General features: G+C 72.7%; 22 protein-coding genes. 19 read left to right on the forward strand and 3 right to left on the reverse strand.

Annotated features, from left to right (window positions below; all coding sequences use genetic code 11):
* The 8 genes from AB4Y83_RS13870 (at window position 1) to tsaD (ending at window position 7206) form a co-directional block, all read left to right on the forward strand.
* Entirely contained in the window at window positions 1-351 is a 351-nt protein-coding gene (locus AB4Y83_RS13870) for a holo-ACP synthase (protein WP_442297234.1), read from the forward strand.
* Window positions 351-1865 carry a bifunctional ADP-dependent NAD(P)H-hydrate dehydratase/NAD(P)H-hydrate epimerase gene (locus AB4Y83_RS13875; RefSeq protein WP_442297235.1) on the forward strand — a complete coding sequence of 505 codons (1515 nt, stop codon included), beginning with the start codon at window positions 351-353 and terminating at the stop codon, window positions 1863-1865. Before AB4Y83_RS13870 ends, AB4Y83_RS13875 begins: the two co-directional genes overlap by 1 nt.
* A 69-nt stretch (window positions 1866-1934) precedes the next feature.
* Window positions 1935-3149 carry an alanine racemase gene (gene alr, locus AB4Y83_RS13880; protein WP_442273863.1) on the forward strand — a complete coding sequence of 405 codons (1215 nt, stop codon included), beginning with the start codon at window positions 1935-1937 and terminating at the stop codon, window positions 3147-3149.
* Window positions 3146-4396, forward strand: a complete 1251-nt coding sequence (locus AB4Y83_RS13885; protein ID WP_442297236.1) for an alpha/beta fold hydrolase — start codon at window positions 3146-3148, stop codon at window positions 4394-4396. The genes alr and AB4Y83_RS13885 overlap by 4 nt, the downstream gene beginning before the upstream one ends.
* Window positions 4397-4400: 4 nt before the next feature.
* Window positions 4401-4880 (forward strand): tRNA (adenosine(37)-N6)-threonylcarbamoyltransferase complex ATPase subunit type 1 TsaE, encoded by a 480-nt coding sequence (tsaE, locus tag AB4Y83_RS13890; protein ID WP_442273865.1) that lies wholly within the window; start codon window positions 4401-4403, stop codon window positions 4878-4880.
* A 78-nt stretch (window positions 4881-4958) separates the two neighbouring features.
* Window positions 4959-5669 (forward strand): tRNA (adenosine(37)-N6)-threonylcarbamoyltransferase complex dimerization subunit type 1 TsaB, encoded by a 711-nt coding sequence (gene tsaB, locus AB4Y83_RS13895; RefSeq protein WP_442273866.1) that lies wholly within the window; start codon window positions 4959-4961, stop codon window positions 5667-5669.
* Window positions 5666-6163, forward strand: coding sequence for a ribosomal protein S18-alanine N-acetyltransferase (gene rimI, locus AB4Y83_RS13900; RefSeq protein ID WP_442297237.1), 498 nt, complete (start codon window positions 5666-5668; stop codon window positions 6161-6163). Before tsaB ends, rimI begins: the two co-directional genes overlap by 4 nt.
* Window positions 6160-7206 (forward strand): tRNA (adenosine(37)-N6)-threonylcarbamoyltransferase complex transferase subunit TsaD, encoded by a 1047-nt coding sequence (gene tsaD / locus AB4Y83_RS13905; RefSeq protein WP_442297238.1) that lies wholly within the window; start codon window positions 6160-6162, stop codon window positions 7204-7206. Before rimI ends, tsaD begins: the two co-directional genes overlap by 4 nt.
* A gap of 360 nt (window positions 7207-7566) precedes the next feature.
* On the opposite strand, the gene AB4Y83_RS13910 is transcribed toward tsaD, so the two are convergent.
* Entirely contained in the window at window positions 7567-8865 is a 1299-nt protein-coding gene (locus AB4Y83_RS13910; protein WP_442297239.1) for a glycoside hydrolase family 3 N-terminal domain-containing protein, read from the reverse strand.
* A gap of 74 nt (window positions 8866-8939) precedes the next feature.
* Between AB4Y83_RS13910 and AB4Y83_RS13915 the strand changes: the two genes are divergently transcribed.
* Genes AB4Y83_RS13915 through AB4Y83_RS13930 form a run of 4 tightly spaced genes read left to right on the forward strand, consistent with a single transcriptional unit; the run spans window position 8940 to window position 11631 of the window.
* The gene (locus AB4Y83_RS13915; protein ID WP_442297240.1) at window positions 8940-9929 is read left to right on the forward strand and encodes a nucleoside hydrolase; all 990 of its coding nucleotides are present in this window, start codon (window positions 8940-8942) and stop codon (window positions 9927-9929) included.
* Window positions 9929-10759 (forward strand): PfkB family carbohydrate kinase, encoded by an 831-nt coding sequence (locus tag AB4Y83_RS13920; RefSeq protein ID WP_442297241.1) that lies wholly within the window; start codon window positions 9929-9931, stop codon window positions 10757-10759. The genes AB4Y83_RS13915 and AB4Y83_RS13920 overlap by 1 nt, the downstream gene beginning before the upstream one ends.
* 51 nt (window positions 10760-10810) lie before the next feature.
* Entirely contained in the window at window positions 10811-11146 is a 336-nt protein-coding gene (locus AB4Y83_RS13925; protein ID WP_442297242.1) for a metalloregulator ArsR/SmtB family transcription factor, read from the forward strand.
* A complete protein-coding gene (locus AB4Y83_RS13930) occupies window positions 11143-11631 on the forward strand; it encodes an SRPBCC domain-containing protein (RefSeq protein WP_442297243.1) in 489 nt (162 codons plus the stop codon). The genes AB4Y83_RS13925 and AB4Y83_RS13930 overlap by 4 nt, the downstream gene beginning before the upstream one ends.
* 181 nt (window positions 11632-11812) lie before the next feature.
* Here the strand turns inward: AB4Y83_RS13930 and AB4Y83_RS13935 are convergent, their stop codons facing one another.
* Window positions 11813-13054, reverse strand: coding sequence for a THUMP-like domain-containing protein (locus AB4Y83_RS13935; RefSeq protein ID WP_442297244.1), 1242 nt, complete (start codon window positions 13052-13054; stop codon window positions 11813-11815).
* 238 nt (window positions 13055-13292) lie between these two features.
* On the opposite strand from AB4Y83_RS13935, the gene groES reads away from it, so the two are divergent.
* Both groES and groL read left to right on the forward strand, forming a co-directional pair.
* The gene (groES, locus tag AB4Y83_RS13940; protein ID WP_020144866.1) at window positions 13293-13589 is read left to right on the forward strand and encodes a co-chaperone GroES; all 297 of its coding nucleotides are present in this window, start codon (window positions 13293-13295) and stop codon (window positions 13587-13589) included.
* Window positions 13590-13723: 134 nt separating this feature from the next.
* Window positions 13724-15340 carry a chaperonin GroEL gene (groL, locus tag AB4Y83_RS13945; protein WP_056778228.1) on the forward strand — a complete coding sequence of 539 codons (1617 nt, stop codon included), beginning with the start codon at window positions 13724-13726 and terminating at the stop codon, window positions 15338-15340.
* 195 nt (window positions 15341-15535) lie between these two features.
* Here the strand turns inward: groL and AB4Y83_RS13950 are convergent, their stop codons facing one another.
* Window positions 15536-15823, reverse strand: coding sequence for a WhiB family transcriptional regulator (locus AB4Y83_RS13950; RefSeq protein WP_020144864.1), 288 nt, complete (start codon window positions 15821-15823; stop codon window positions 15536-15538).
* A 375-nt stretch (window positions 15824-16198) separates the two neighbouring features.
* On the opposite strand from AB4Y83_RS13950, the gene AB4Y83_RS13955 reads away from it, so the two are divergent.
* The 5 genes from AB4Y83_RS13955 (at window position 16199) to AB4Y83_RS13975 (ending at window position 23425) form a co-directional block, all read left to right on the forward strand.
* Window positions 16199-16765: a sigma-70 family RNA polymerase sigma factor gene (locus AB4Y83_RS13955; RefSeq protein WP_442273875.1), complete on the forward strand. Its 567-nt coding sequence runs from the start codon at window positions 16199-16201 to the stop codon at window positions 16763-16765.
* Window positions 16762-17823 (forward strand): hypothetical protein, encoded by a 1062-nt coding sequence (locus AB4Y83_RS13960; protein WP_442297245.1) that lies wholly within the window; start codon window positions 16762-16764, stop codon window positions 17821-17823. The genes AB4Y83_RS13955 and AB4Y83_RS13960 overlap by 4 nt, the downstream gene beginning before the upstream one ends.
* Window positions 17824-17865: 42 nt before the next feature.
* Window positions 17866-19383, forward strand: coding sequence for an IMP dehydrogenase (gene guaB / locus AB4Y83_RS13965; protein ID WP_442297246.1), 1518 nt, complete (start codon window positions 17866-17868; stop codon window positions 19381-19383).
* 106 nt (window positions 19384-19489) lie between these two features.
* Complete coding sequence (locus AB4Y83_RS13970; RefSeq protein ID WP_020144860.1) at window positions 19490-20611, forward strand: GuaB3 family IMP dehydrogenase-related protein; 1122 nt, start codon at window positions 19490-19492, stop codon at window positions 20609-20611.
* Between the two features lie 192 nt (window positions 20612-20803).
* Complete coding sequence (locus tag AB4Y83_RS13975; RefSeq protein WP_442297247.1) at window positions 20804-23425, forward strand: bifunctional glycosyltransferase/CDP-glycerol:glycerophosphate glycerophosphotransferase; 2622 nt, start codon at window positions 20804-20806, stop codon at window positions 23423-23425.
* The last annotated feature ends 2 nt before the right edge of the window (window positions 23426-23427 follow it).

Here is a 23427-nt window from a genome sequence, read left to right on the forward strand (position 1 = left end):
GTGATCGTCGGGGTCGGGATCGACGTCGTCGACATCGCGCGTTTCGAGTCCACCCTCGAGCGCACCCCGGCGCTGCGCGAGCGGCTCTTCACGCTCGAGGAGCGCCACCTCGGCATCGCCTCGCTCGCGGCGCGGTTCGCCGCGAAGGAGGCGCTCGCCAAGTCGCTCGGTGCGCCCGTGGGCCTGCACTGGACCGATGCCCGGGTCGTGACGAACGACGACGGCCGCCCCACGCTCGAGATCGGCGGCACCGTTCTCGCGCGGGCCACCGACCTCGGCGTCGACTCCTTCCACGTGTCCCTGTCGCACGACGCCGGCGTGGCGTCGGCCGTCGTCATCGCGGAGGGCTGATGATCCGCGCGCACTCCGTCGACGCGGTCCGCACCGCCGAGGCCGCCGCCCAGGCGCAGCTCCCCGAGGGTGAGCTCATGTCCCGGGCGGCACTCGGGCTCGCCGAGGTCGCGGTGGCCCGCCTCGCCGACGTCGAGGGCACGACCGTCGTCGGGCTGATCGGCGCCGGCGACAACGGCGGCGACACGTTGTATGCCGTCGCCCACCTCGCGGAGTCGGGTTTCGCCTGCGCCGTGGTGCTCGTGCCGGCCTCGGGCCGTGCGGGCGTCCACCCGGGAGGCCTCGAGGTCGCCGAGGCAGCCGGTGTCATGGTCCACGTCGCCGCCGACGACCCGGCCGCTGCCGCCGACGTCGTCGCCGAGGCCGACCTCGTGCTCGACGGCATCGTCGGCATCGGTGGTCGCCCCGGCCTCCGGCCCGAGGCCGCTCACCTCGTGGACGCGGTGGACGACGACGCGTGGGTGCTCGCCGTCGACCTCGCCAGCGGGCTCGACCCCGCGGGTGAGTCCGGCGAGGACGACGCCGTCTGGGCCGACGAGACCGTCACCTTCGGCACCCCGAAGCCCGTGCACCTGCTCCCGGCGGGAGAGGCCGCGACCGGCCGGCTCACGGTCGTCGACATCGGGATCGACGTCGACGAGGTGCCTGCGGCCGTCGAGCGCCTGACCTGGGACGACGTCGCCGAGCTGTGGCCCGTCCCCGGACGGGGTGACGACAAGTACTCCCGCGGCGTCCTCGGCGTCGTGGCAGGGAGCGAGGCCTACCCCGGCGCAGCCGTGCTGTGCGCGACGTCGGCTGCCGAGGCCGGCGTCGGGATGCTCCGCTACGTCGGCACGCCGACCCCGGTGGGTCTCGTGCACCAGGCCGTGCCCGAGGCGGTCATGGGCGACGGTCGGGTCCAGGCCTGGGTCATCGGCCCGGGCCTCGACGTCGAGAGCACCGACCCGGAGGCGCAGGCCCAGGTGGCGGTGGCCCGGGCCGCCCTTGCCTCCGACCTGCCCGTCGTCATCGACGCGGGCGGGCTCGACCTCATCGAGGGCTGGCGCGACGCGCCGACCGTGGTCACACCGCACGCGGGAGAGCTCGGCCGCCTGCTGGCACGGATGGTCCGGCCCGGCGCCGAGCCAGGCGAGCTCGAGATCACCGCCGCCGACGTCCAGGCCGAGCCACTGCGCTCCGCCCGGGACCTCGCCGGGCTCATCGGCGGCACCGTGCTGCTCAAGGGAGCCACGACGCTCGTCGTCAGCCACGGCGACCTGCCCGTGCGTTCCCAGGCCGATGCGCCGCCGTGGCTCGCCACGGCCGGAGCCGGTGACGTGCTCTCCGGCGTCATCGGGGCCCTGCTCGCGGCGGGGCTGTCCCCGCTCGACGCGGCCTCGCTCGGCGCGCTCGTCCACGGCGTCACCGCCGACCGGGTCTCCGGCGGCGGCCCGTTGCGGGCGCTCGCGGTGGCCCACGGCATACGACCGACGGTGCGCGACCTGCTGGCCCGGGGACGGTCCGCGCCCGGCTGAGCCGGCCCGCGCGCCCTGCACGCGTGGCCCTGCACCCGGACCTCCCACACGAACTGCGAGACTGAACCGATGAGCCAGATCGACGCCTCCGACGCCGAGCGGACCGCGACGCCCACGGCGGCCGCACGCCCCGCGGCGCCGGAGACCCACGGCCTGACGGTGTGGGCCGAGATCGACCTCGGCGCGCTCGAGGCCAACGTGCGCACGCTGCGCGCCCTCGCTCCCGGCTCCCAGTTCATGGCCGTCGTCAAGGCGGACGCCTACGGGCACGGCCTGCTGCCCGTCGCGCGTGCAGCGGTGCGCGGCGGCGCCACCTGGCTCGGCGCGGCCCAGCTCGCCGAGGCGTTCGCGCTGCGCGACGCGGGCCTCACGACGCCGCTGCTGACGTGGCTCACGGTGCCCGGATCGGACGTCGGCGGCGCCATCCGACGCGACATCGACCTCTCGGCCTCGGCGCCGTGGGTCCTCGACGAGATCGCGGCCGCCGCGTCCGCGCTCGGGAGCGTCGCCCGTGTGCACCTCAAGGTCGACACCGGCCTCGGGCGCGGGGGAGCCTACGGCGGGGACTGGACCACGCTCGTGCAGCACGCGCGTCACCTCGAGGAGGAGGGTGCCGTCTCGGTCGTCGGCGTGTGGACCCACTTCGCCCACGCCGACTCGCCCGAGCACCCCACGGTCCTCGCGCAGCAGGAGCGCTTCTTCGAGGCCGTCACCGAGGCCGAGCAGGCCGGCCTGCGACCCGAGCTGCGCCACCTCGCGAACTCAGCCGCGACGCTCGTGCACCCGTCGGCGCACGCCGATCTCGTGCGCCCCGGGATCGCGATGTACGGCCTGACGCCGGTGCCCCAGGTCGACGACGACTTCGGGCTGCGTCCGGTCATGACCCTCCGTGCGCGCCTCGCCCTCGTCAAGGCGCTCCCCGCGGGACAGGGGATCAGCTACGGCCACGCGTACGTCCCGGACGTCGACACCGTCGTCGGGCTCGTGCCCGCCGGCTACGCCGACGGCGTCCCCCGCAACGCGACCAACGTCGGGCCGCTCCTCGTCGACGGCCGGCGCACCACCATCGCCGGGCGCGTCTGCATGGACCAGTTCGTCGTCGACCTCGGACCGGGGTCCACGGCGCAGGCCGGTGACGTCGTCACGCTCTTCGGTGGCGCCCCGGGCGAGCCGACGGCTCAGGAGTGGGCCGACGCGACCGACACCATCAGCTACGAGATCGTGACGCGGCTCGGGGCCCGCGTGCCGAGGCTCTACGTCGGCGGCTCGGAGGCCGACGCATGAGCCCGCGTCGCAACCCCGTCATCGGCATCGCCGCCGCGACCCTCGGTGTCGCCGCGGGTGTGGCGGCCGGCATCGCCGCCGACCGTGCGGGCAAGCACCGCGCGGCGATGGCCGCTCTCGAGACCCCAGAGCTGCTCGAGATCACCCCCGACGAGGAGCACGTCGTCCTCACCGACGACGGCGTCCCGCTCCACGTCGAGATCGACCTCCCGGCCGCGGCCGCAGCCGCCGCGGCCGCCGACGGCACCACCCGCCACGGCCGTCCCGACGAGCTGCCCACCATCGTGCTGACCCACGGCTACTGCCTCAGCCTGCGCTGCTGGGTCTACCAACGCCGGGCCCTCAAGGAGGCTGGCTACCGCGTCGTCAGCTGGGACCAGCGCGGCCACGGCCGCTCGGGACGCGGCGAGAAGGACAGCTACACGATCGACCGGCTCGGTCAGGACCTCCACACCGTCATCAGAGAGCTCGTGCCCGAGGGCGACATCGTCCTCGTCGGCCACTCGATGGGCGGCATGACGATGCTCGCGCTCGGCGAGCATCACCCGCGCCTGGTCGTCGACCGGGTCGTCGGCGCCGCCTTCGTCGCGACGAGCCCGGGGGGCATCATGCTCGCCAACGGCGGGCGCACCGCGACCCTCGGCCGCCTCATGCTCGAGCGCCTCGGACCGGGCGTGCTCGGCCCGCTGAGCCACCGGCCCGAGCTCTTCACCCGGATCCGACGCGTCGGCCGAGACATCGAGCACTTCATGGTCGAGCAGAACTCGTTCGCCTCGCCGGTGCCGCGCTCTGTCGTGCGCTACACGAGCGACATCCTCCTCAGCACGCCCCTCGACGTCGTCAACGACTACCTCCAGACGTTCGACGGCTTCGACAAGCGGCCCGCGCTGCTCGAGTTCCGGCACGCCGTCGTCCTCGTCTTCAACGGGCGCGACGACATCCTCACGCCGCCGTCGCACAGCGAGCTCATCGTCGAGGGCATCCCGGGCGCAGAGCACATCGTCGTCAACGACGCCGGGCACGTCATCATGCTCGAGCACCCCGACCTGCTCAACGCGCACCTCGTCCAGCTCGTCGACCAGTCGGCGCGGGCGCGAGCCGAGCAGATCGACGTCGCCCAGCAGCCGCGGGTGCGCCGCATCGTCACCGACGTCGCCAAGAACCGCCGCCAGCGCCGCCTCGAGAAGGAGGCCGCCGAGCTCGTCCGGTCCGGCCGCGGCAAGCAGGCGCGCACCAAGGGGGCGTGACCAGGTGGAGCGCCAGGTGCGCTGGGCCACCACTGACGACACCCAGGACTTCGGCCGACGGCTCGGCGCCCTGCTGCGCGGTGGCGACGTCCTCGTCCTCACCGGCGACCTCGGTGCCGGCAAGACGACGCTGACCCAGGGCATCGCCGAGGGGCTCGGGGTGCGCGGGCCGATCACGTCGCCGACCTTCGTCATCGCGCGGGTGCACCCGTCGCTCGTCGGCGGCCCGCTGCTCGTCCACGTCGACGCCTACCGCCTCGGCAGCGCCCTCGAGCTCGACGACCTCGACCTCGACGCCGACCTCGACGCGAGTGTCACGGTCGTCGAGTGGGGCGCAGGTCTCGCCGAGCAGCTGAGCGACACGCGGCTCGAGCTGACGGTCACCGGTGACGACGTGCGCACGGCGCGGCTGGTGGGAGTGGGCGAACGGTGGGACGACGTCCTCGAGGCCGTGGCGCCGGCGACCCGACCCGACCTGACCTGACCCGTCCGCGTGAGCCGGGCGGACGGCAAGCGCGTGCGGGTTCGGGGACCCGGCGGGTGCTCGGATAGCCTGACCGACGTGCTCCTGCTCGCGATCGACACCTCCACGACCGCCATCGCCGTCGGCCTGCACGACGGCACCTCGGTCGTTGCGGAGGTCTCGACGCTCGACGCCCGGGCGCACGCCGAGCACCTCGCCCCCAACATCCGCGACGCGCTCGCCTCGGCCGGCGCAGAGCCCGGCGACGTCACCGACGTCGTCGTCGGCATCGGCCCGGGCCCGTTCACCGGCCTGCGTGTCGGAATCGTCACCGGTCGCACCTTCGCCTTCGCGCTCGGCCTTCCCGTGCGCGGCCTGACGAGTCTCGACGCCATCGCGCACGAGGCGTGGCTGGGGGGCCGGCGCGGTGACCTGCTCGTCGCGACCGACGCCCGCCGCAAGGAGGTGTATGCCGCCGCGTACGTCCTCGGGGACCACCGCGCCGACCGCGTGACCGAGCCCGCAGTGTCCCGCGCGGCCGACCTGCCGGCTGCGACCCGCGCCCTGCCGACCGCAGGTCGTGGTCCCTCCCTCTACGCAGAGGCGCTCCCGCGCGCCGTGGCACCGCTCGACGTCAGCGGGGGAGCGCTCGCCGACCTCGCGGTGCGCCGACTGGGCGAGACCGCACCGGCCTCCGGTGAGCTGCAGGGGGTCGATCCCGGCCACGGCTTCGACGGGCTCGAGCCGCTCTACCTGCGTCGACCCGACGCGGCACCCGCGCCGCCCTCGACGAAGTCGACCCTCGGATGACCGTGGCGCAGCCGCACACGAACCCCGGCGAGGAGGTCGTGCTGCGCGACCTCCAGTGGACCGACCTCGCCCACCTCGCGACGCTCGAGCAGCAGCTCTTCGCCGACGACGCGTGGTCCGAGGCCACGTGGTGGAGCGAGCTCGCCGGGCGCCCGCGTCGCGACTACGTCGTCGCCACGACGCCCGACGGCACGATCGCCGGGTATGCCGGCCTCGACGTCGCGGGGGACGTCGCCGACGTCATGACCATCGCCACCAGCCCCGGCCACCAGGGCCGTGGCACGGGGCGGCTCCTGCTCGACGAGCTCGTCCGCCGGGCGACGCTGCGAGGGGTGGACGCGGTGCTGCTCGAGGTGCGCGCCGACAACGACGCGGCGCGGCGCCTCTACGACCGCGCCGGCTTCGAGGTCATCTCGGTGCGCAGCCGCTACTACCAACCAGGCAACGTGGACGCGCTCGTCATGCGCCTCCTCGTCACGAAGGGAGACGCATGAGCGACGAGCCCCTCGTCCTCGGCATCGAGACGTCCTGCGACGAGACCGGTGTCGGCATCGTGCGCGGCCAGACGCTCCTCGTCGACACCGTCGCGAGCAGCGTCGAGGAGCACGCCCGCTTCGGTGGCGTCGTGCCCGAGGTCGCGAGCCGCGCCCACCTCGAGGCCATGGTGCCGACGATCGAGCGCGCGTGTCGTGAGGCGGGCGTCCAGCTCCGTGACCTCGACGCCATCTCGGTGACCTCGGGTCCCGGTCTCGCGGGTGCGCTGCTCGTCGGCGTCGCCTCGGCCAAGGCCCTGGCGCTCGCCCTCGGCAAGCCGATCTACGGCGTCAACCACCTCGCCTCGCACGTCGCCGTCGACATCGTCGAGCACGGGCCGCTGCCCGAGCCGACGATGGCGATGCTCGTCTCCGGCGGGCACTCCTCGCTGCTCCTCGTGCCCGACGTCACCAACGACGTCCGCTCGCTCGGCTCGACGATGGACGACGCCGCCGGTGAGGCCTTCGACAAGGTCGCGCGCGTGCTCGGACTGCCCTTCCCCGGAGGGCCGCACGTGGATCGCGCTGCGCGAGAAGGCAACCGGATCGCCATCGACTTCCCACGAGGGCTCACCACCGGGCGCGACATGGAGCGGCACCGCTTCGACTTCTCCTTCTCGGGGCTCAAGACCGCCGTCGCGCGGTGGGTCGAGACGCGACAGCGCGCCGGCGAGGCCGTGCCGGTCGAGGACGTCGCCGCCAGCTTCCAGGAGGCCGTCGTCGACGTCCTCACCCGCAAGGCCCTGCTCGCCTGCAAGGAGCACGACGTCGACCACCTGCTCATCGGCGGCGGGGTCGCGGCGAACTCGCGCCTGCGCGCGCTCGCCGAGGAGCGGTGCGCCAAGGCCGGCGTCACACTTCGCGTCCCGCGCCCCGGACTCTGCACCGACAACGGGGCTATGGTCGCGGCTCTCGGGGCGCAGATGGTGGCGAAGGGGCGCGAGCCCAGCGACCTCGGACTTCCCACCGACTCGTCGATGCCGGTCACCCTCGTCCAGGCGTAGGTGACGTCCCGGCCCGCGTGGCTGGGTCGTGGGCGCTGCGCCCGCGACGTGGTGTCGGCGGGCACCCGCTCGCCCGCGCGGCGTGGAGCGAAGGCGGCGTATGCGGGCACGTGGCCTTGCAGGGACACGGTGCCGCCTTCGATGCCGCGCGGACGAACGGCTGCCCACCTCCCGGCCTGTTGTACTGCGCACCCTGCGTGCGCCTCCTGGACCCGCCCGAGGCCCTCTCGTGCTGGCGGGGTGTGACCGGCTGCAGCTGATCTGCACCCACCCTTGGTCGTCGGCTCACGCCTGGGAGGGTGGGGTTCGGTGGGGCTGGTGACTGGGTCGGGGCCGCGGTCTGGGTGTTGCTGTCTGGGCCTACGGGCAGCGGGCCAGGCCCATCCTGAGCTTGAGGTCGACGACTCTCGTCGCGGCGGTCTGGACCTGCTTCGCGAAGGCGGGGCTCGCGTTCATCTTCTTCGTGATGGCGTCGTGCATGGCGGGCACCGTGGCCGGGCGGGCGGTCAGGGTGATGTCACCACCGGCCTCGATGAAGCGGGTGGCGCGCGCTCCGACGGGCACGTCGGCGACGGCCTTCGCAGCGCCGACGTCGTCGGTGATGACGACCCCGTCGTAGGAGAGCCGGTCGCGGAGCAGGTCGGTGACGATCGGCCTCGAGAAGACGGCGTTGGTGCCCGGGTCGATGCGGCTGTAGATGGCCGAGCCGACCATGACGAGCTCGACGCCGTCCTGGATGCCGGTGCGGAACGGCTCGAGGTAGGGGTCGTCGACGGTCGTCGTGCGGTCGGTGATGCCGCGTGACGTGACGTCGGTGTTGCCGGTGATGCGGCCGAGGCCGGGGAAGTGCTTGACGGTCGAGGCGATGCCACCCGCGCGCATGCCGGCGATGAAGGCACCGACCATGCGCGCGTTGCGCTCTGGGTCGCTCGAGAACTGACGGTCGTACTGACCGATCGGCCCGTTGTCGCGCCCGATCGACGTCGGCACCGTGTCGGCGACCGGCGCGAGGTTGACGTTGATGCCCGCGGTGCGCAGCTGGTCGGCCCACCGGGTGGCGTCGGCGGTGAGGGCGCTGGCCGAGCCCTGGTCCTGGACGCGGGCGGACGGCATGCGGCTGAAGCCGTCGCCACGCAGCTGCTGCACGGCCCCGCCCTCCTGGTCGGCGGCGACGAGCAGGCCGAGGCCCGCGGTGTCCTCCTTCGAGGCGAGCGCCGCGAGGTGTCGGGTCGTCGCGCGGACGCGTTCGGTGCCGCCGTCCCAGCCGCCGAGCAGGATGACCCCGCCGAGGTGGCGCCGGGCCACGAGAGCGTCGAGGCTCGTGCGGCTCGCCCCGTTGTCGAGGCCGACCATGAGCAGCTGCCCCGCGCGTTCGTCGTCGTCCATGCCGGCGACGATCGCCGGTGCGCACGAGGAGGGCGTCGACGGTGTGCTGGTCGTGGCGGCGGGAGTGGTCGTCGTCGACGGGGTGGCGCTCGTCGGCGGTACCGTCGTGGGCGCGCTCGATGCCGAGGTGGAGGGGACGGTCGTGGTGCCCGTCGCGGTGGGCCCGGCTGCCGGCGGGGCGGAGGAGCAGGCGGTCACGAGGGACGTCACGGCGACCGCGAGGACGGCCCCCCGGGCGATGGACGGGCGGCGTCGGCTGTGGCTCGGGCGCATCGTTCGAGCCTATCGTCGGACGCCGGTCGTCCCCAGCGGGGCCGCGGCGGCCACCCGACCGGTACGTTGCCGCTGTGACGACCGAACCCACCCCCATCGTGCTCGACGTCGACACCGGAGTCGACGACGCGTGCGCCCTGCTCCTCGCCGCCCTGCACCCGGCCCTCGACCTGCGCGCCGTGTCGTGCGTCGGGGGCAACGCCCCCGTCGACGACGTCGTGCGCAACACGCTGCTCGTCCTCGAGACCGCAGGACGCACCGACGTCCCGGTGGCCCGTGGTGCCGAGCGCCCCCTGCTGGAGCCGCCCGTCGACGCCCGCCACGTGCACGGGGACGACGGCATGGGCGACCTGCACTGGCCGCCCGCCGCCATGAAGGCCGACCCGCGCCACGCCGTGGAGCTGCTCCGGGACGTCTGCCGTGAGGCCGCGGCGGAGGACCGGCCGATCACGCTCGTGCCCCTGGCGCCGCTGACGAACATCGCCCTGCTGCTGCGGACCTATCCGGACGTCGTGTCGGGCATCTCCGAGATCGTCTTCATGGGCGGCGCCGCCAACGTCGGCAACGCGACGGCGTCGGCGGAGTTCAACGTCTTCCACGACCCCGAGGCGGCGGCGATCGCCCTCGACGCCGCGGCCGACCTCGGCATCCCGGTGACGATGTACGGCCTCGACGTCTTCTACGAGCCGGTCGTGTCGGGCGAGCTGGCCGACCAGCTGGTCGCCGTGGGTGGGCGTGGCCCTGCCGAGCTCGCGGGCAGCCTGATCCGCTTCCAGAACGCCCGCTTCGACCGGGCGGCGTCGACCATCGGTGACGCCGGCGCCGTCTGCGTCGTCATCGACCGGGCCGGGATCCGGACCGAACCGCTGCCGCTGCGCGTCGAGCTCGCCGGCACGTGGTCACGGGGACGCACCATCGTCGACCGGCGTGACTGGAGCGGCGACATGGCCCACGACCCGCACGGCGAGGCGCCGGTGCGCGTCGACGTGGCGCTCGAGGTCGACGGTCCCCGCTACGCACGGCTCTGGGCCGACACCGTGCTCGGTCGGGCGGGCGAGCGCTGATGGGCCGCGTCGCGGTCCTCGGCTCGCTCAACGTCGACGTCGTCATCCTCGTCGAGCGGCACCCGGTGCCCGGGGAGACCCTCCTCGGTGAGGCAGGGGGCACATATGCCGGTGGCAAGGGTGGCAACCAGGCCGCGGCTGCCGCTCGGGCCGGGGCCGCCGTCTCGATGCTCGCCCGGGTCGGCGACGACGGACCCGGCCGGGCCTACCTCGACCGCCTCACCGGTCTCGGCATCGACACCGCAGCGGTGTCGACGAGCGGAAGCGCCCCGACCGGCACGGCCTTCATCACCGTCGACGAGCAGGGCGAGAACTCGATCATCGTCGTGGCCGGCGCCAACGGTGAGTGTGACCGGGCGCTCGTCGAGCAGGCCGGAGGGCTCGGACCCGACGACGTGCTGCTCTGCTCGCTCGAGGTCGACCTCGCGACGGTGGCCGACGCCGCTCGCGCGGCCCACGCCGCAGGAGCCCGGGTCGTCCTCAACCTCGCGCCGTATGCCGCCCTCCCGCCCGACGTCATCGCGCTCGCCGACCCGGTCGTCGTCAACGAGTCGGAGATGCGCGACCTGTCCGACTCCGACCTCGTGCCGGAGTCGTTGCTCGTGACCTTCGGGGCAGCGGGCGCGCGCTGGGGGATGGACGGCGTGGACGGCATACCCGTGGCGAAGCGCGACCTCGGTGACACGGTCGGTGCCGGGGACGCGTTCTGCGGGGCGCTCGCGGCGGCGCTCGCCGTGGGAGCGGACCGTCAGGCCGCCCTCGAGGCGGCCAACGCGGCCGGCGCGGCCGCCGTGCGCTGGGTCGGGGCACAGCCGGACGCCGCGCTCTGAGCCGCAAGGCGTACCTTGTGTGTTACGTAACGAGCGAGTTGCTCTGTGCTCGTGAGCGGGACCTGGGAAGCACTGACCGACCCGACGCGGCGGACCATCGTCGAGCACCTCGCCCGTGAGGAGCTGACGGCCGGCGAGGTCGCGGCGCTCTTCGATGCCTCGCGGCCCGGGATCTCGAGGCACCTGCGGGTGCTGCGGGAGGCCGGCGTCGTCGAGGCCGAGTCCGTCGGGCAACGGCGGGTCTACCGGCTCCCGCCGGGCGCCCTCGACGAGGTCGAGCAGTGGTGCCGCGAGGTCCGCTCGTTCTGGGGGCAGCGCCTCGACGCCCTCGACACCGAGATCGCCCGCGGCGCGCGGGCCCGACGACAGGGACAGGGACACCGATGAGCGAGCTGACGCAGGTGCTGGGCCGGATCGAGCGCGACGGCGAGGAGGTGGCGGTCGTCTTCGACCGGCACTACGCGACGTCGCCCGACGACCTCTGGCGGGCGTGCACCGAGCCCGGCCGCCTCGCGCGTTGGTTCGCCCCCGTCCAGGGGGAGCTGCGACCCGGTGGCGACTTCACCATCCACTTCGACGACGCCGACACCCCGGTGTGCCGCGTGGTGGTGTGCGAGGCGCCGAGCCGGCTCGTCTGGGAGTGGCCGATCGGCGACGTGCGGTCGGTCGTCACCGCCGAGGTCATCGCCGACGGGGAGGGCGCCCGTCTGCACCTGCGGCACGAGCGGCTCAGCGGCGCCCAGGCAGCGGGGTATGCCGCGGGCTGGGACACCTACGTGCGTCGCCTGGAGTCGGACGTCGCGGATGCTGCGATGGCGGACTGGGACGCCACGTGGAGCGCCCTGCACGCGCTCTACGCCGCCATCGCCTGAAGCCCGTGACGGCCGTCGCGCTCGGTCGAGGAGCGACGAGGCGTCCGTTGCCGGGAGCGGCATCGGCGGCGGGCCGCTGACGCTGGAACGCCACGTCGGAGACGGACGCCCGCCGACGCTCCCGCCGCGAGCGGTGGCGGTCGCTTTGGCAGCCTGGGCGCCGGTCAGCCGGGGCTGCCGGTCAGGCGGGGGTGACGACGAGGGCGACCTGGCCGCCGCCGACGCGTGTCAGGACGAGCGTCGCCTCGGAGCCACCCTTGCCCCGGCCGGTCATCTTCAGCTGCCGGCGCAGCAGGTCGGCGTCGAGGGTCACGCCGCGCTTCTTGATGGTGACCCGGTCGTGGCCGTGATCGCGCAGCCAGCGGGCGAGGCGCTTCGTCGACAGGGGCATCGCCTCGACGACCCGGAAGCGCCGCGCCCACGGCAGCTCGCGCGCGACGCCGCTCGAGACGTAGCCGACGCCCGTCGCGAGCTCGGCGCCGTCGACGGCCGCCACGAGCGCCCCCGTGAGCCCGGCCCGGATGACGGCCCGGTCCGGCTCGTAGAGCCACTCGCCGATGTCGGTCACCGAACCGAGGCCGGGCCTCTGGCCGCCGTCGACCGCATCCTGATCCGTGACGACGGAGGTCGAGGTCTCGGTGCACACGGCGGCGGTCCGTCCGGCGGTCGCGACGAGCGGTCCCCACCAGACTGCGCACTCGAGCACCTCGCCGTGCCACGACGTCCACTGCGCCTCCGCCCCCGACGGGACCGAGCCGTGCGGGAACGCGGGGGAGAGCTTGGCCCCCGTCGCCGGCACCTGCGCCGCGAAGTCGAGCACCTGTGACCACGACGGCGAGATCGCGTCGAGCGAGAAGACGCGCTTCGTGCGCCCGCTGATGTCGGCCACGCCGGTGACGCGGCGGGCCGGGTCGAGCCACAGCCCGAGGTGACGTCGCCCCTCGCCCTGCGGCAGGCGTACGTCCTCGGCGAGCCCGTGCGTCACCCGGGCTGACGGCCAGTGGCGCAGGTTGACCGCGGCGACGCGGGCGGTCGTGTCGTCGGCGTCGACGGCGTGAACTGTCAGGTCCAACCCGGCGAACGCCATGGCGTCGGCGCCCAGCCCGCACCCGAGGTCGTAGACGTCGCGGACCCCGGCGGCGGCATACCGGTGCGCGTGCCGTGCGGCGATGGCGAGGCGCGTCGACTGCTCGAGCCCGTCGGAGGTGAAGAGCATGCCGGCGGCGAAGTCGCCGAACTTCTCGGTCCCCCGCGAGCGCAGCCGCGACTGGGTCATCGCGGCCGCGACGAGGTCGGCCGCGAAGCCCGCCTCGCGCAGCCGGCCCTGCAGGTGCAGCGAGCCGTCCTCGTCGTAGGGAGGCAGCGACTGGAGCAGGGCCCAGCCCTCACCTGCGGAGAGGCGATCGACCATGGCGGCATCCATGGCCTCATCCTGCCAGCGCCGGTGGGTGCCCCCGTCCGGGACGCGGCGCGCCGACGAATCTGGCACTCGACTTGACCGAGTGCTAATGACAAACCTAGATTTCATCTTGTTGGCACTCTCGACCTGAAAGTGCCAGCACCCTCATCGAGGGAGGTCGACCCCCGCGACGGCGGCCAGCCTCGAAGAGCCCACAGTCCGTAGTCAGTTTTCCGACTGTCCCGAAGGGAAGGTCACCACCGTGTCGGTTTCCATCAAGCCGCTCGAAGACCGCATCGTCGTCAAGTCCCTCGAGGCCGAGCAGACCACTGCTTCCGGCCTCGTCATCCCGGACACGGCCAAGGAGAAGCCCCAGGAGGGCGAGGTCCTCGCTGTCGGCCCCGGCCGCTTCAACGACACCGGCACCGAGCGCGTCCCGCTCGACGTCAAGGTCGGCGACAAGGTCATCTACAGCAAGTACGGCGGCACCGAGGTCAAGTACGGCGGCGAGGAGTTCCTGATCCTCTCGGCCCGCGACGTCCTCGCCATCGTCGGCTGACCCAGCCGTATGCCGTGATCGCACCCCGGTGAGCCCCGCTGGGGTCTCCCCGGGGTGCGTCTCGTTTGACCGGGCATGCTCGCAGATGCCCGGATTCCCAAGAACCACAAAGCAACCCGAGCCAAAGGAACACCATGGCCAAGCAGCTGGAGTTCGACGACTCCGCCCGCAAGTCGCTCGAGCGCGGCGTTGACGCGCTCGCCAACGCCGTCAAGGTGACGCTCGGCCCGAAGGGCCGCAACGTCGTCATCGACAAGAAGTGGGGCGCCCCCACGATCACGAACGACGGCGTGACCATCGCCCGCGAGATCGAGCTCGAGGACCCCTACGAGAACCTCGGCGCCCAGCTCGCCAAGGAGGTCGCGACCAAGACCAACGACGTCGCCGGTGACGGCACGACGACCGCGACCGTGCTCGCCCAGGCCATGGTCAAGGAGGGCCTGCGCAACGTCGCCGCGGGTGCCGCCCCGGCCGCGCTCAAGCGCGGCATGGACAAGGCCGTGACCGCGGTCAACGACCGCCTCCTCGAGAACGCCCGCGAGGTCGACGGCAAGGACGAGATCGCCTCCGTGGCCACGCTCTCCGCCCAGGACGCCACCCTCGGTGGCCTCATCGGCGAGGCGTTCGACAAGGTCGGCAAGGACGGCGTCATCACCGTCGAGGAGTCCTCGACGACGGCGACCGAGCTCGAGTTCACCGAGGGCATGCAGTTCGACAAGGGCTACCTCTCGGCGTACTTCGTCACCGACACCGAGCGCATGGAGACCGTCCTCGAGGACGCCTACGTGCTCATCAACCAGGGCAAGATCTCCTCGGTCGCCGAGGTGCTCCCGGTCCTCGAGAAGGTCGTGCAGTCCGGCAAGCCGCTGCTCATCATCGCCGAGGACGTCGACGGCGAGGCCCTCTCGACGCTCGTCGTCAACAAGATCCGCGGCACCTTCAACGTCGCGGCCGTCAAGGCCCCCGGCTTCGGCGACCGCCGCAAGGCCATGCTCCAGGACATCGCCATCCTCACCGGTGGCCAGGTCATCGCGCCCGAGGTCGGCCTCAGCCTCGACCAGGCCGACCTGACCGTCCTCGGCCAGGCCCGCCGCGTCGTCCTGACCAAGGACAACACGACGATCATCGACGGCAACGGCGAGGAGGGCGAGGTCTCCGGCCGCGTCCACCAGATCAAGGCCGAGATCGAGCGCACCGACTCCGACTGGGACCGCGAGAAGCTCCAGGAGCGCCTCGCCAAGCTTGCCGGTGGCGTCTGCGTCATCAAGGTCGGCGCGCACACCGAGGTCGAGCTCAAGGAGAAGAAGCACCGCATCGAGGACGCCATCTCGGCGACCCGCGCGGCCATCGAGGAGGGCATCGTCGCCGGTGGCGGCACCGCCCTCATCCACGCCGCGTCGGCCATCGACGCCCTCGAGCTGACCGGTGACGAGGCCACTGGCGCGTCCATCGTGCGCAAGGCCGTCGCCGAGCCGCTGCGCTGGATCGCCGAGAACGCCGGCCTCCAGGGCTACGTCGTCACCTCCAAGGTGGCCGAGCTGCCCATCGGCCAGGGCCTCAACGCGGCGACGGGCGAGTACGGCGACCTCATCGCCGCGGGCGTCATCGACCCGGTCAAGGTCACCCGTTCCGCGCTGCGCAACGCCGAGTCCATCGCGTCGATGATCCTCACGACCGACACGCTCGTCGTCGACAAGCCCGAGGACGAGGAGCCGGCGGCCGGCGGTCACGGCCACGGTCACGGTCACTGACCGACCGCGCGACACGGCATACGACCGGGGTCCTTCACGGGCCCTGGTCCCACGCCCCGGCACGACAGCGAGGGCCGCTCCCCGACGGGGAGCGGCCCTCGCTGCGTCTCGACCTCCGCGACCCCGTCGTGTCTCGCGGTCCGGTCGAGCGGCTGCGTCGGTCGTCGGCGGCGTGTGCCGGCGACCGTCAGACGGTCAGGAGGCCTCCTGGATGCCGTCGTAGAGGACCTCGCGCTCGGCCTCGGTCAGCCCGCCCCAGACGCCGTACGGCTCGCGGACCTCGAGGGCGTGCGAGCGGCACTGGGCCACGACGGGACAGGCGGCGCACACGGCCTTGGCCTGGGCGTCCCGGTTGCGACGGCGTGGTCCGCGCTCGCCCTCGGGGTGGAAGAAGACCTCGGGGCTGACGCCTCGGCAGGCCCCGTCCAGCTGCCAGTCCCAGAGGTCGGCTACCGGTCCGGGCAGGCGGGTGATCTCGGCCATGAACTCGTCTCTCGGTCGGGCGGGGGTGCCCGCCGTGTCGTACCGGCCCGCTCGGTGCGTGTGGTGGGTCGCGGGGCCGCGGAATCGACGCTAACCGGGCACGCGATCACGGATAAAGAGCGGAATCTTAAGGACTTGTTCAAGAATTGCCATCTGGATGGCATGCTCGTCCAAGGAGGCGGATCCGACCATCCGAACTCGTCCCGAGGGGTCCGTTCGCACTACCATGGCCCCGCTCTGGGCGAGCACCGACGGCGGCGCAGACGAAGGCGTCGCCTGCACAGACAACAGTTCGGGGGGACGAGGACTCACATGGGTCTTGGTTGGTCCACGCACGCCGGCGTAACACCCGGCGGCGTTGGTGCGATGGAGCGGATGGACGCTCCATCGCTTCGTGAGCTCGTGGCCCTCGCCGCGCGTGACGACAACGCGCGCGACGTGCTGCTGGCGCGCGTCAGGGACATGGCCCTGCGGTACTCCCGCGTCCGCCTCGGCCGCTTCGGCGCCGAGGACACAGCCCAGGACGTCGCTCAGGAGGTGTGCATGGCCGTCGTGACCGCCCTGCCGACCTACCAGGAGCGCGGGCTGCCCTTCGAGGCGTTCGTCTACACCATCACCTCCCGCAAGCTCGCCGACGCCCAGCGTGCCGCGATGCGCGGACCCTCACCCGTCGCCGACGTCCCCGACGGACCCGACGACGGTCCGTCGCCCGAGTCCGTCGCCGTCATGCGCGACGACGCCGCCACGGCGATGGCCCTCATGCAGCAGCTGCCCAGCGCGCAGCGCGAGATCCTCACGCTGCGCGTCGCCGTCGGCATGAGCACCGACGAGACCGCGGCCGCGCTCGGCATGTCCGCCGGCGCGATCCGCGTCGCCCAGCACCGGGCTCTGACGAGGCTACGCGCGATGGTCGCCGAGGCCGGGGCGGGTGACGTCGCGTGAACGACCTGTCTCCCCTGAGCGACCTCATCGCCGACGACCTGCTGCTCGACCGCCTCGCCGGCCGCGTGGACGCCGGGTCCGAGCCGGTCGCCACGTTGCTCGGTGCCCTCGCGGCCCACGCCGACACCCCGCTGCCCTCGCGCACCGGGCGCCGACGGATCGCCAACAAGCACCGCTACCTCGGGGCCTTCGCCGCCCTCGCGGTCGCAGCGTCCGGCGCCGGGGTCGCGGCGGCCGTCACGCTCCCGACCAACGGTCCGAGCCAGGCCGACCGCGCCCGCATCGTCAGGAAGATGGACGAGAGCGCCCGGAGCGACAGCCCCAGCGCGCTGCTCGCGCGACTCGGCCTCCCGCAGACCTCGGGCACCACCGAGGCCAAGGGACTCGTCCTCGCGCGCGCCGAGGACGGCACGATCGTGCTGCTGCCCGCCGCGGTGGTCGTCGCCCAGGGCCGCGCGGCTGCTGCGGGGATCAACGGCATGCCCGGAGCCGTCGCCGGTGCGGCGGGCGGTCGTCCGGTCGCGAACGGTCAGGTCGGCAAGGGCCAGGTCGGCAACGGTCAGGTCGGCAAGGGCCAGGTCGGCAAGGGCCAGGTCGGCAACCCGCAGGGCGGCACCGCGGCCGGCGGGGGCCAGACCGGCACGCCGCGGGCGACGAACAACGGCAAGAAGCCTGCCGCCGGCACCAAGGGCGGGAAGAAGGCGACCGCGACGCCGACGGCCACGCCGACTCCCACCCCGACGGGCACGTCCGAGGTCGTCCCGCAGGCCACGCTCGCCACGAGCACCCCCACGGCCCCGGCGTCCAAGACGCGCCCGACGGGACCCGTCCGTCCGCGCCCGACCGGAACCACGGGCGGCTCGAGCGAATCGGGATCGTCCGGCACCTCCGGCAGCACGAGCGGCGGCACCGGCGGCACCGGCGGCACCAGCGGCACCAGCGGCACCAGCGGCACCGAGGGCCTCACCGACACCCTGTCGGGCACGCTCGACGGCGCCGCCTCGACGACGGCGAACGTCGTCGGCGCCCTCACGCTGCCCGTCGTGCCCACCCTCTGAGGCACGTTCGGTCGCACCCCCGGCAGCCCGTAGAATCGGGCAATGAGCCTCGGATCGTCTGACGTGCCCGCTGCTTTCGCCTCGATGGGGCTGACGTACGACGACGTCCTGCTCCTGCCGGGCTACAGCGACCTCGCCCCCAACGACATCGACACGACGACGCGCCTGACGCGCGAGCTGTCGATCCGGTCCCCGCTCATCTCGGCGGCGATGGACACCGTCACCGAGGCCCGGATGGCCATCGCGATGGCCCGCCAGGGTGGTCTCGGTGTCCTCCACCGCAACCTCTCGATCCAGGACCAGGCCTACCAGGTCGACCTCGTCAAGCGGACCCAGACCGGGATGATCTCCAACCCGATCACCATCGGTCCCGACCGCACCCTCGAGGAGCTCGACACGATCTGCGGCGAGTACCGCGTCTCGGGTCTGCCGGTCATCGGCGACGACAAGAAGCTCATCGGCATGGTGACCAACCGCGACCTGCGCTTCACGCCCGTCGCCGAGTGGGCCACGACGCTCGTGAGCGACGTCATGACCCCGATGCCGCTCATCACCGGCCCGGTGGGCATCGGGCGCGACGAGGCGACGGCACTGCTGCGCCAGCACAAGCGCGAGCGCCTGCCGATCGTCGACTCCGAGGGCCACCTCGCCGGGCTCATCACGGTCAAGGACTTCGTCAAGGGCGAGCAGTTCCCCGATGCGAGCAACGACGCCGACGGCCGCCTCATGGTCGGTGCGGCCATCGGCTACTTCGGCGACGCGTGGGAGCGCGCCACCACGCTCATCGAGGCCGGGGTCGACGTGCTCGTGGCCGACACCGCCCACGGCCACGTGCGCCTGCTCATCGAGATGGTCGCGCGCCTCAAGAGCGACCCCGCGACCCGCCACGTCCAGGTCATCGGCGGCAACGTCGCTACCCGCGAGGGCGCCCAGGCGTTCGTCGACGCCGGCGCCGACGCCGTCAAGGTCGGCGTGGGTCCGGGCTCGATCTGCACGACGCGCATCGTCACCGGGGTGGGTGCCCCGCAGGTCACCGCGGTCCACGCCGCCGCCCAGGCGTGCAAGCCGGCCGGTGTGCCGGTGATCGCCGACGGCGGCCTCCAGTACTCCGGCGACATCGCCAAGGCCATCGTCGCCGGGGCCGACTCGGTCATGGTCGGCTCGCTCCTCGCCGGCTGCGAGGAGAGCCCGGGAGAGCTGATCTTCGTCAACGGCAAGCAGTTCAAGGCCTACCGGGGCATGGGCTCGCTCGGCGCGATGAGCAGCCGGGGCAAGAAGTCCTACTCCAAGGACCGCTACTTCCAGGCCGAGGTCGACTCCGACGACAAGATCGTGCCCGAGGGCATCGAGGGCCGCGTGGCCTACCGTGGTCCGCTCGCGGCCGTCGCCCACCAGATGCTCGGTGGCCTGCGCCAGTCGATGTTCTACGTCGGCGCGCGCACGATCCCCGAGCTGCAGGACAAGGGCCAGTTCGTGCGCATCACGTCGGCCTCGCTCAAGGAGAGCCACCCGCACGACATCCAGGGCATCGTCGAGGCGCCCAACTACTCGATCGCCTGACACCGCGCTCCGGGCCACCCGGCGCACCACCCGATGACGTATGCCGTCCCGCGGAGCCCGCGGGACGGCATACGTCCGCTCGTGACCGGGTCGGTAGGATCGGCCGGTGACCGAGATCGAGATTGGCCGAGGCAAGCGCGGACGGCGCGCCTACTCCTTCGACGACATCGCCGTCGTGCCCTCGCGGCGCACGCGCGACCCCGAGGAGGTCTCGGTGTCGTGGCAGATCGACGCCTACCACTTCGACATCCCGGTCATGGCGGCGCCGATGGACTCCGTCGTCTCGCCCGAGAGCGCGACGGTGCTCGGCAAGCTCGGTGCCCTGCCGGTGCTCGACCTCGAGGGCCTGTGGACCCGCTACGAGGACCCGACCGCGCAGCTGCGTGAGATCGCCGAGATCGAGCCGGAGGCCGCCACGGCGCGCATGCAGCAGATCTACGCCGAGCCGATCAAGCCCGAGCTCATCACCGAGCGGCTGCGCCAGCTGCGCGAGGCGGGGGTCACGGTCGCCGGCGCCCTGTCGCCGCAGCGCACGCAGCAGCACTGGAAGACCGTCGTCGATGCCGGCGTCGACCTCTTCGTCATCCGTGGCACGACGGTGTCGGCCGAGCACGTCTCCGGTCGCGCGGAGCCGCTCAACCTCAAGCGCTTCATCTACGAGCTCGACGTGCCCGTCATCGTTGGCGGCGCCGCGTCCTACACGGCGGCCCTGCACCTCATGCGCACGGGCGCGGCCGGTGTCCTCGTCGGCTTCGGTGGTGGCGCGGCGCACACGACTCGCACGGCCCTCGGCATCCACGCCCCGATGGCCTCGGCCGTCGCCGACGTCGCAGCCGCGCGCCGCGACTACCTCGACGAGTCGGGTGGCCGCTACGTCCACGTCATCGCCGATGGCGGCGTCGGTACGTCCGGCGACATCGTCAAGGCCGTCGCCTGCGGCGCCGACGCGGTCATGCTCGGGGCGGCCCTCGCCCGGGCCACCGACGCCCCCGGCGGCGGCTACCACTGGGGCCCGGAGGCCCACCACCAGCAGCTGCCGCGCGGAGAGCGCATCGCGCTCGGCACCCAGGCCTCCCTCGAGGAGATCCTCTTCGGCCCGGGCCGACAGGCCGACGGCGCCACCAACGTCATCGGAGCCCTGAAGCGGGCCATGGCCACGACCGGCTACTCCGACGTCAAGGAGTTCCAGCGCGTCGAGGTCGTCGTCTCGCCCTACCTCGGCAACTGAGCGCCCAGCCGTCCCCTCGGGGGCGGCTACGGCGTCCCGAACGGCCCCCGTTCGGGACAGATAGTATTTGTGCGGCAATCGCCCCGAGCGGGGTGGCGCGGCCGGGATGGTGTCAGGGGACTCCCGCCGCGAGACCAGATCCACCGGAGCACGGGAGCCACGAGGCCGCCCCGTGCGGGAAAGGCACCAGACATGACCGAGGCGACTCCCGAGCACGTGACCCTGCCGAGTCCGGGCAGGCCACTCTTCTCGGTGGTCTCGGCCGTCTACAACGTCTCGCGCTACCTCGAGGAGTACATCGCCTCGATCGAGGCGCAGACCTTCGACCTCGCGCGACTCCAACTCGTCCTCGTCGACGACGGCTCGACCGACGACTCGCGGGCCGTCCTCGAGGAGTGGGCCACCCGCGCCCGCTGCGAGGTCGTCGTGCTGCACCAGGAGAACGCCGGGCAGGCCGCAGCCCGCAATGCCGGCCTCGAGCGCGCCACCGGTGAGTGGATCACCTTCATCGACCCCGACGACACCGTCAACGCGACGTTCTTCGCCTCGATGGCCGCCTTCGCCGCCGCGCACCCGGAGGTCCAGTTCCTCTCGGCCAACGTCGTGCTGCGCAACGAGGGCACGGGCGAGCTCGGCAAGCACCCGCGCTGGAAGATGTACGCCGAGGACCGCCTCGTCGACCTCGACGTCGCGACCTCCTACATCCCGGGTAGCTCGACCACCTCGTTGATGCGCCGCGACGTCATCGGCGACCTGCGCTTCAACGCGGGGCTGCGCCCGAACTTCGAGGACGGCGACTTCGCCGTGCGCTACCTGCTCGCGGCGCCCAGCCGGCAGACCGGCTTCGTCGGGTCGGCGTGCTACTACTACCGCAAGCGTGCCGATCAGAGCTCGACGCTGCAGACCGGCATCTCCGCGACGGGCCGCTACTCGACCGTCCCCCGCGACGGCTACCTCGAGCTGCTCCGCGAGGCGCGTCGCCGCCACGGCGCCGTCCCGATGTGGGTCCAGCACGTCATCCTCTACGAGCTGTCCTGGTACTTCTCGTCCGAGGACGCCATGGCCAACTCGGCGTCCGCCATCAGTGGTGACCTCGCGGCGACGTTCCGCGAGACCCTCGGCGAGATCGCCGAGCTGCTCGCGCCTGACGTCGTCGACTCCTTCACGATCCGCAAGTTCCAGCCGCACTGGCGCGACATCCTGCTGCACGGCCTCCGCGGCCGGGACTGGCACACCTCGTACGCCGTGACGGACAAGTACGACCGCACCAAGCGCATGGTGCGCGTGCTCTACCGCTACATCGGCGAACCGCCCGAGGAGGCGGTCTACTCGCGCGGTGAGCTCAAGGCCCCGCGCTACGCCAAGACGCGCGCCATCGAGTTCTTCGGTGACACGCTCATGTGGGAGCGCGTCCTCTGGGTCGATGCCCGGGGCACCCTCGAGCTGCGTCTCGACGGCTCGCGAGTCGAGCTGCTCGGGGCCTGGAAGGGCGTCCGCACGCGTGCCCTGGGCGCCCGGGCGATCGCCAACCGCTTCCGTCGTCCGGGTCGGCGGCGTCGCGAGGCTCTCGACCGGCTCAAGGTCGACCCGGTGCGCGTGCTCGCCTCCCGGGCCCAGGTGCGCAAGCAGTTCGAGGGCGCCTGGGTGCTCATGGACCGCATCCACGACGCCAACGACTCGGGCGAGATCCTCTTCCGGTGGCTGCGCGACAACCGTGAGGACGTCAACGCGTGGTTCGTCCTCGAGAAGGACACCCCGGACTGGAAGCGGCTCAAGGCCGAGGGCTACGGCTCGCGCCTCGTCGCCCACGGCACGCTGCGGTGGAAGCTGCTCATGATCAACGCCGGGCACCTCATCTCCTCGCACATCGACGCGCCCGTGCAGAGGCCGCCGGCCATCCTCAAGCACATCGACCCGCGCTGGAAGTTCACCTTCCTCCAGCACGGCGTCATCAAGGACGACCTGTCCCGCTGGCTCAACCCGAAGCAGATGGACATCTTCGTCACGTCGACGCCGGGGGAGTACGAGTCGATCGCGGGTGACGGCTCGCCCTACGTCTTCACGGCCAAGGAGGTGGCCCTCACCGGTCTGCCGCGCTTCGACCGCCTGCACGCCAAGGCGCAGCGGATCCAGGGCGACGCGTGCGACCTCATCCTCGTCGCACCGACCTGGCGCAACTGGCTCGTCCCGCCCCTCAAGCCGGGCAGCCAGCGTCGCGTCATCGACTCGCACTTCTTCGAGACCGAGTACGCCAAGGCGTGGACGGCCTTCCTGCGCAGCCCCGAGCTGACCGAGCTCGCCGCCCGCACCGGGCGCACCGTGGCGTTCCTGCCGCACCCGAACATCCAGCCGGTCCTGGCCAAGATGGACCTGCCCGACTCGGTGCTGCGCCTGTCCTTCGACGGCGCTGACGTGCAGGAGTACTTCGCGCGGTCCGCCGTGCTCGTCACCGACTACTCGTCGATGGCGTTCAACGCCGCCTACATGGACCGCCCCGTCGTCTACTTCCAGTTCGACGCGCAGCGGGTCATGGCCGGCGGGCACGTCGGCCGGGCCGGCTACTTCCAGTACCCCCGTGACGGTTTCGGGCCGGTCGTCGAGGACGTCGAGGCCGCTGTCGCGGCCGTCGTCGACATCGCCGACAACGGGTATGCCGCCCGCCCGGACTTCCAGAGCCGCATCGACGCGACGTTCCCGATGCGTGACGGCCAGTGCTGCGCCCGCGTCACTGCGGCCATCGAGGAGCTCGACAAGGCCCGCCAGGGTGAGCCTGGCCGCCCGAAGAAGGACCAGCCCGCGGCTGTGAGCCGCTGACG

Origin of the sequence: Terrabacter sp. RAF57 (assembly GCF_052113925.1) — a bacterium.
Lineage (GTDB): Bacteria > Actinomycetota > Actinomycetes > Actinomycetales > Dermatophilaceae > Terrabacter.

Excerpts from the sequence above, each read along its gene's own strand:
- AB4Y83_RS13920 (WP_442297241.1), top strand. The coding sequence starts at position 9,929 with ATGGGCCGCGTCGCGGTCCTCGGCTCGCTCAACGTCGACGTCGTCATC.
- AB4Y83_RS13930 (WP_442297243.1), top strand. The coding sequence starts at position 11,143 with ATGAGCGAGCTGACGCAGGTGCTGGGCCGGATCGAGCGCGACGGCGAG.
- alr (WP_442273863.1), top strand. The coding sequence starts at position 1,935 with ATGAGCCAGATCGACGCCTCCGACGCCGAGCGGACCGCGACGCCCACG.
- AB4Y83_RS13935 (WP_442297244.1), bottom strand. The coding sequence starts at position 13,054 with ATGGATGCCGCCATGGTCGATCGCCTCTCCGCAGGTGAGGGCTGGGCC.
- tsaD (WP_442297238.1), top strand. The coding sequence starts at position 6,160 with ATGAGCGACGAGCCCCTCGTCCTCGGCATCGAGACGTCCTGCGACGAG.
- AB4Y83_RS13885 (WP_442297236.1), top strand. The coding sequence starts at position 3,146 with ATGAGCCCGCGTCGCAACCCCGTCATCGGCATCGCCGCCGCGACCCTC.
- AB4Y83_RS13910 (WP_442297239.1), bottom strand. The coding sequence starts at position 8,865 with ATGCGCCCGAGCCACAGCCGACGCCGCCCGTCCATCGCCCGGGGGGCC.
- groL (WP_056778228.1), top strand. The coding sequence starts at position 13,724 with ATGGCCAAGCAGCTGGAGTTCGACGACTCCGCCCGCAAGTCGCTCGAG.
- AB4Y83_RS13950 (WP_020144864.1), bottom strand. The coding sequence starts at position 15,823 with ATGGCCGAGATCACCCGCCTGCCCGGACCGGTAGCCGACCTCTGGGAC.
- AB4Y83_RS13975 (WP_442297247.1), top strand. The coding sequence starts at position 20,804 with ATGACCGAGGCGACTCCCGAGCACGTGACCCTGCCGAGTCCGGGCAGG.
- rimI (WP_442297237.1), top strand. The coding sequence starts at position 5,666 with ATGACCGTGGCGCAGCCGCACACGAACCCCGGCGAGGAGGTCGTGCTG.
- guaB (WP_442297246.1), top strand. The coding sequence starts at position 17,866 with ATGAGCCTCGGATCGTCTGACGTGCCCGCTGCTTTCGCCTCGATGGGG.
- AB4Y83_RS13955 (WP_442273875.1), top strand. The coding sequence starts at position 16,199 with ATGGACGCTCCATCGCTTCGTGAGCTCGTGGCCCTCGCCGCGCGTGAC.
- AB4Y83_RS13875 (WP_442297235.1), top strand. The coding sequence starts at position 351 with ATGATCCGCGCGCACTCCGTCGACGCGGTCCGCACCGCCGAGGCCGCC.